Origin of the sequence: Actinoallomurus acaciae, from assembly GCF_042429965.1 — a bacterium.
GTDB classification, from domain to species: Bacteria; Actinomycetota; Actinomycetes; order Streptosporangiales; family Streptosporangiaceae; genus Actinoallomurus; species Actinoallomurus acaciae.
Genome location: NZ_JBHLZP010000554.1, coordinates 1 through 5,163, shown reverse-complemented (window position 1 = coordinate 5,163; position 5,163 = coordinate 1). Strand labels below are relative to the sequence as shown.

The following is a 5,163-nucleotide window of genomic DNA, read 5'->3' as shown; positions in this document are numbered from 1 at the left end:
CGGCCATGAGACCGGGCATCTCGTGCTCGGCGAGCTGGATCTCCCTGCGGCCGAACGCCGCCAGCGACAGATCGGCGACCTTGTAGTCCATGCTTGGTTAACTCCCCTGGATTCGGTGTCACGAGCGAGTCTAGGTGCGAGGAGTCGAGCCATGCACGGCCCGGGTGCGGTTTCTGACACTGATTTGTCAGAATAGGTCCCATGCGCATCACGGAGGCCGCCCAGCGGCTCGGCACCTCGCCCCGCATGCTCCGCTACCGCGAGGCCCTCGGCCTGCTCCCGCCGATCCGTGAGCCCCGGGGACACCGGCGTTTCGGCGATGACGAGCTGCGGGCGGTGGCGCTCGCGCTGACCCTGGAGAAGCGGTACGACATCAGCCCGGGAGAGCTCGCCTTCGGACTGCGCGTGCTGGCCGAGCCGGACGTCCGGGCGGCAGTGCGGGAGCTGGGCGAACGCATCGGGCGCCTGTCGCCCCCGCCGGCGCGCGCCCTGGACTTCGAGAAGGAGAAGGCCCTTCGCCTGCTCCGCGGCCGACGGTAGAGTTCAGGCCCTCGCCTGGGTGGCCGGATCGGGGAGACCCCAGCCCATGGTGCGCCCGATCGTGCCGTCCACGGGAGGATCCCGTAGGAGACCAAAGGACGGTCGACGGCCACCCGGCGAGGGAGACCGGCCGCCATCCGAACCCCCGAAGGCCGGATGGCGGACCAGGGCCGACGTCTCCGGACCCCCTAGTACGGAGACGCGGCGCCCTTGTCACGCTCAAAAAGTTACGCCGCCCGCCCCGCCGGCCGCGTCCCCCTGTAGGAGGGACCTCGCATCGTCCTACAGGTGGACACCGGCCCACTCTCAGGGAGGGGTAAATCGCCCCATACGGTGAGGCGAGCACCGGCATCGGGAGGTGAAGATAAAGGGTGGCTAGCGACAAACCTGACTTCCTGCAAGAAGCCGGCCCTGCGGCGTGGCGCCTGGCCGCCCAGGTGGTCACCGCCGTGGGTCAGGTGCTGTTGTGGATCCTCACCGGCATCGGCCGCCTGCTGAAGCCGCTCACGGGCCGCCTGGTCGCGTCCCTGTACGGCCGCAGCGCGCCGCCCGATCCGTCCCACCGCGCTCCCGGCGGAACGATGTACGCCCGGCCCTGCGCGCCCGCGCCCGCACCGCGCACGCCTCCGCTGCTGCGCTGGCTGCACGCGTGGCGCCGGTTCGGCCGGTCCTGGTGGTACGGCCCGGTGACCGGGGCCGTGCTCGCGCTCGCCGCCCTGTTCGAGATCCCGCTGCACCACCGGCAGGCGGTCAGCCTCCTCGGCGCGTTCGCGCTCGCCTCGACCGTGCCGCTGATGTTCCGCCGGGAGTCGCTGCGCCCGGCCGCGGCCATCACGCTCGGCGCCCTCGCCGCGAGCCTGCTGTCGGGGCAGCCGCTGCTCGCCACGACCGCCTTCGCCGGGCTGTACACGCTGTACCTGCTGGCCCAGCAGCTGCCGCGCCAGTCCACCGGTGTGCTCGGCGTGGGCAGCGTCGTCGCCGTCAGCGTCGTGTACCTCGCCTCCGGCAGCCTCGACGGCATCCCCTGGCCGGCCTCTCTCGTCGCCGTCGTCGCCGCCCTCGGGCTGGGCGACGCACGCCGTACGGTGGAGACCGCCGAGGCCAGCATGGACGAGGAGCGCGAGCGCAACAGCGAGACCCTGACCCGGCTGAACGCCGTGCAGCACGAGCAGGCGGTGCTGCGCGAGCGCGCCCGGATCGCGCGGGAGCTGCACGACGTCGTCGCGCACTCGGTCTCGATGATCGCCGTGCAGGCCGAGACCGCGCCGTACACGATGCAGACGCTGTCGCCGGAGGCCAAGAACGGCTTCGCCGAGATCGCCGGCTCGGCGCGCGACGCGCTGGAGGAGATGCGGCGGCTGCTCAGCGTGCTGCGCGCCGAGCCGAACGCCGAACCCGAGGTGACGCCGCAGCCGCGCCTCGACCGGCTGAACGAGCTCATCGAGACTCACCGGGGCGCCGGCGGGCAGGCCCAGCTCAGCGTCAACGGCGCCGTACGGCCGCTGTCGACCACCATCGAGCTGTCGGCGTACCGCATCGTCCAGGAGGCGCTGACGAACGCCCGGCGGCACGCGCCCGGCTCGCGGGTGCGGGTCGAGCTGAACTACCTCGGCGACCGGCTCGCCGTCCGCGTGACCGACGACGGTTCACCCGTGGCGGTCACGCGGGTGGAGAACCGCACGAAGGCGATGGGGCACGGGCTCGTCGGGATGCGCGAGCGGGCGACGATGCTCGGTGGCTGCTTCGCCGCAGGTCCGCGCACAGACGGCGGATTCGCCGTGCAGGCCGAGCTTCCGGTAGGCCAGAATCGGCGTTCATGATCCGAGTGCTGATCGCCGACGACCAGACGATCGTGCGCGCCGGTTTCGCCGCACTCCTCGCCGCCCAGCCCGACATCGAGGTCGTCGCGCAGGGCGGTGACGGCCGGGAGGCCGTACGCCTCACCGAGGCCCATCGCCCCGACGTCGTCCTGATGGACATCCGCATGCCCGGAATGGACGGGATCGAGGCGACCCGGCGAATCCTCTCCGACGCCGCCAACGCCGGCACCCGGGTGCTCGTGCTGACGACGTTCGACGTCGACGAGTACGTCTATGACGCCCTGTCGGCCGGGGCAAGCGGCTTCCTGCTCAAGGACTCGACCGCGGACGACCTCGTCTCGGCGGTCCGCGTGGTGGCGCGCGGCGACGCCCTGCTGGCCCCGCAGGTGACCGGGCGGCTGATCCGGGAGTTCGCCCGCCAGCGGCGTGCCCGCCCGCGGCCCGCACCGGAGCTGGAGAACCTCACGGCGCGCGAGACCGAGGTGCTCGGGCTGATCGCCGGCGGGCTGTCCAACGCCGAGATCGCCGAACGCCTCGTGGTCAGCGAGCACACCGTGAAGACCCACGTGGCCCGGGTGTTCACCAAGCTGAGCCTGCGCGACCGCGCCCAGGCCGTGGTGCTGGCCTACGAGTCCGGCCTGGTCGTCCCCGGAGGCAACGAGTAGGCCGCGCCGGGCACCCACCGGCCTAGACTGCGTTCCCGGCGGCGTCTAGCCGTTCCAGTCGTAGATCCCGTAGCCGTTGAAGTAGCGGATCTTCCAGCCGATGCCCGTGCTGTAGGAGAAGGTGAAGGCGTACGTGCAGTAGCCGCCCGAGCCGATGTAGCCGCACCCCCGCCACCACCAGTCGGCGCCGGGGTAGGAGTAGCTCACGTCGTCGGTGTTGACGTACGTGCTCCCGTCGCCGTGCGTGGTGTCGCCGACCGTCCTGCTCCAGGCGTACGGAACGTTGCGGAAGTCGTCGTAACCCGACGTCTCGAGCTTCGCCACCGACCCCGTGATCGCGCCCTCGCGGCTGATCAGCCTCGCGTGCACCTGCCCGTTCGACTCGTTGAGGTAGAGCTCGATACGGCCGCACACGTTCTGGGAGTTACAGACCGCCGGCTCGTCGAGCAGTATCGGGCCGGTCGCCGCCCGCGCCGTCGTCGGCGCGACGGCCGTTCCCGGCACGACGGCCGTGGCCCCCGCGATCGCCGTCGCCGCAAGGGTCAGGACTCTGCGTATCACGATGATCCCCTGTTCCTTCACCGCCGTCTCCGCGACGACGGGAGGTCAACGTAACCGGGGACGACCGGCGCCGGACGCCACGGCGGGAACGCGCATTCGCCATTCCGCGCACACCCGCCGGCGTCGGCGGGTCAGGAGGCCTCGCTGGTGCTCTCCGGGGTCGTGCGGGCGCGGTCGAGGTCGGGTTCGATGTAGATGTGGCGGGCCATCGGGACGGCCTCGCGGATGCGCTTCTCCGCCGCGTCGATGCCCCGTGCCACCTCCGCCGCGGTGTCGTCCGAGGTGACCGCGACCTTCACCGCGACGAGGAGTTCTTCCGGACCCGTGTGCAGGGTGCGCAGGTGGATGACCCGGTCGATCTCCTCGACCGACTCCAGCTCGGTAGTGATCTTCTTCTCGATCTCGCCCACCGCGGACTCACCGATGAGCATGCTCTTGGTCTCCACCGCCAGCACGATGGCGACGAACGCCAGCAGCAGGCCGACGACGATCGAGCCCACGCCGTCCCAGACGCCGTTGCCGGTCACCACCGCGAGGCCGACGCACACCAGAGCGACGACGAGGCCGATGAGGGCCGCGAAGTCCTCCAGGATCACCACCGGCAGCTCCGGCGCGCGGGCCCGGCGGATGTAGGACACCCAGCTCTGCTCACCGCGGGTGCGGTTCGACTCCTTGACCGCCGTACGGAAGGAGAAGCCCTCCAGCAGGATCCCGAGGAACAGCACGCCGAAGGCCCAGACGGGGTCCTTGACATCGTGCGGGTCGCTGACCTTGTGCCAGCCCTCGTACAGCGAGAACAACGCACCCACTGTGAACAGCACGACGGCGACGACGAAGGCGTAGAAGAACCGCTCACGGCCGTACCCGAACGGGTGCCGACTCGTCTCTGCCCGCTGCGACCGGTTACGACCGAGGATGAGCAGACCCTGGTTGCCGGAGTCGGCGATCGAGTGCACGCCCTCGGCCATCAACGAGGCCGAACCGGTGAACGCGAACGCCACGAACTTCGCCACCGCGATACCGAGGTTGGCTCCCAGCGCGGCGATGATCGCCTTGGTCCCGCCCTCGGCGCTCACGGTCGTTCCACGGGGGTCATGAGATCCTCACTTTGAGTTCCTGGATGGCGGGCAGGGGGGTCGGGTCGGTGCCGAGGGCCAGCGCGAGGTAGACGCTCGCGTAGTCGGCGTGGGCGATGAGGCCGGCCAGGCGTTCGAGCGGATGCTCGCCCCGGGCGACCAGCTCGGTGACCGGCACGCCGCGTTCGGCCGCGACCTCGGCGGCGGCCTCGCGGCGTCGCGTCACCCGCGGGTGCTCCTCGGTGTCGCGGACGACGACCAGGCGCAGCCGCACGGTCTCCGGTTCGTCGACGCGGTCGCGGAAGAAGTCCTCCTCGCCGGCGGGGCCGCCCGCCGACGCGAACGGTCCGTCGAAGACCACCACCTGGCCGTGCCCGGCCTCGGGCAGCTCGCCGGGGATGGCGGGGTACTTCGCGTCGGTGCCGAGCTGGTCGGCGAACCGCCGGACCACCGCGCCGGTCAGCGGCGACATGCCCCAGATCACCGCGATCGACCCGGCGA

The 5,163-nt window shown here is 71.4% G+C and carries 7 protein-coding genes; 3 read left to right on the top strand and 4 right to left on the bottom strand.

Translation table 11 applies throughout. The annotated features are described in order from the left end of the window. Positions 1-91, bottom strand: a 91-nt coding sequence (locus ACFFNX_RS41625) for an adenosylhomocysteinase (protein ID WP_378211709.1), incomplete at its 3' end; no start/stop codon positions are given. Positions 92-201: 110 nt separating this feature from the next. On the opposite strand from ACFFNX_RS41625, the gene ACFFNX_RS41620 reads away from it, so the two are divergent. The 3 genes from ACFFNX_RS41620 (at position 202) to ACFFNX_RS41610 (ending at position 3,025) form a co-directional block, all read left to right on the top strand. Beyond that, entirely contained in the window at positions 202-540 is a 339-nt protein-coding gene (locus tag ACFFNX_RS41620; protein WP_378211708.1) for a MerR family DNA-binding transcriptional regulator, read from the top strand. A 371-nt stretch (positions 541-911) separates the two neighbouring features. Then, a complete protein-coding gene (locus tag ACFFNX_RS41615; protein ID WP_378211707.1) occupies positions 912-2,360 on the top strand; it encodes a sensor histidine kinase in 1,449 nt (482 codons plus the stop codon). Next, positions 2,357-3,025, top strand: a complete 669-nt coding sequence (locus ACFFNX_RS41610) for a response regulator transcription factor (RefSeq protein WP_378211706.1) — start codon at positions 2,357-2,359, stop codon at positions 3,023-3,025. The genes ACFFNX_RS41615 and ACFFNX_RS41610 overlap by 4 nt, the downstream gene beginning before the upstream one ends. 45 nt (positions 3,026-3,070) lie before the next feature. Here ACFFNX_RS41610 and ACFFNX_RS41605 read toward each other — a convergent pair whose 3' ends face one another. The 3 genes from ACFFNX_RS41605 to ACFFNX_RS41595 form a co-directional block, all read right to left on the bottom strand. Then, positions 3,071-3,586, bottom strand: coding sequence for a hypothetical protein (locus ACFFNX_RS41605; protein ID WP_378211704.1), 516 nt, complete (start codon positions 3,584-3,586; stop codon positions 3,071-3,073). Positions 3,587-3,717: 131 nt separating this feature from the next. Beyond that, positions 3,718-4,662, bottom strand: coding sequence for a cation diffusion facilitator family transporter (locus ACFFNX_RS41600; protein ID WP_378211703.1), 945 nt, complete (start codon positions 4,660-4,662; stop codon positions 3,718-3,720). Positions 4,663-4,678: 16 nt separating this feature from the next. Beyond that, on the bottom strand, positions 4,679-5,163 hold a 485-nt coding region (locus ACFFNX_RS41595), incomplete at its 5' end, for an SIS domain-containing protein (RefSeq protein WP_378211702.1).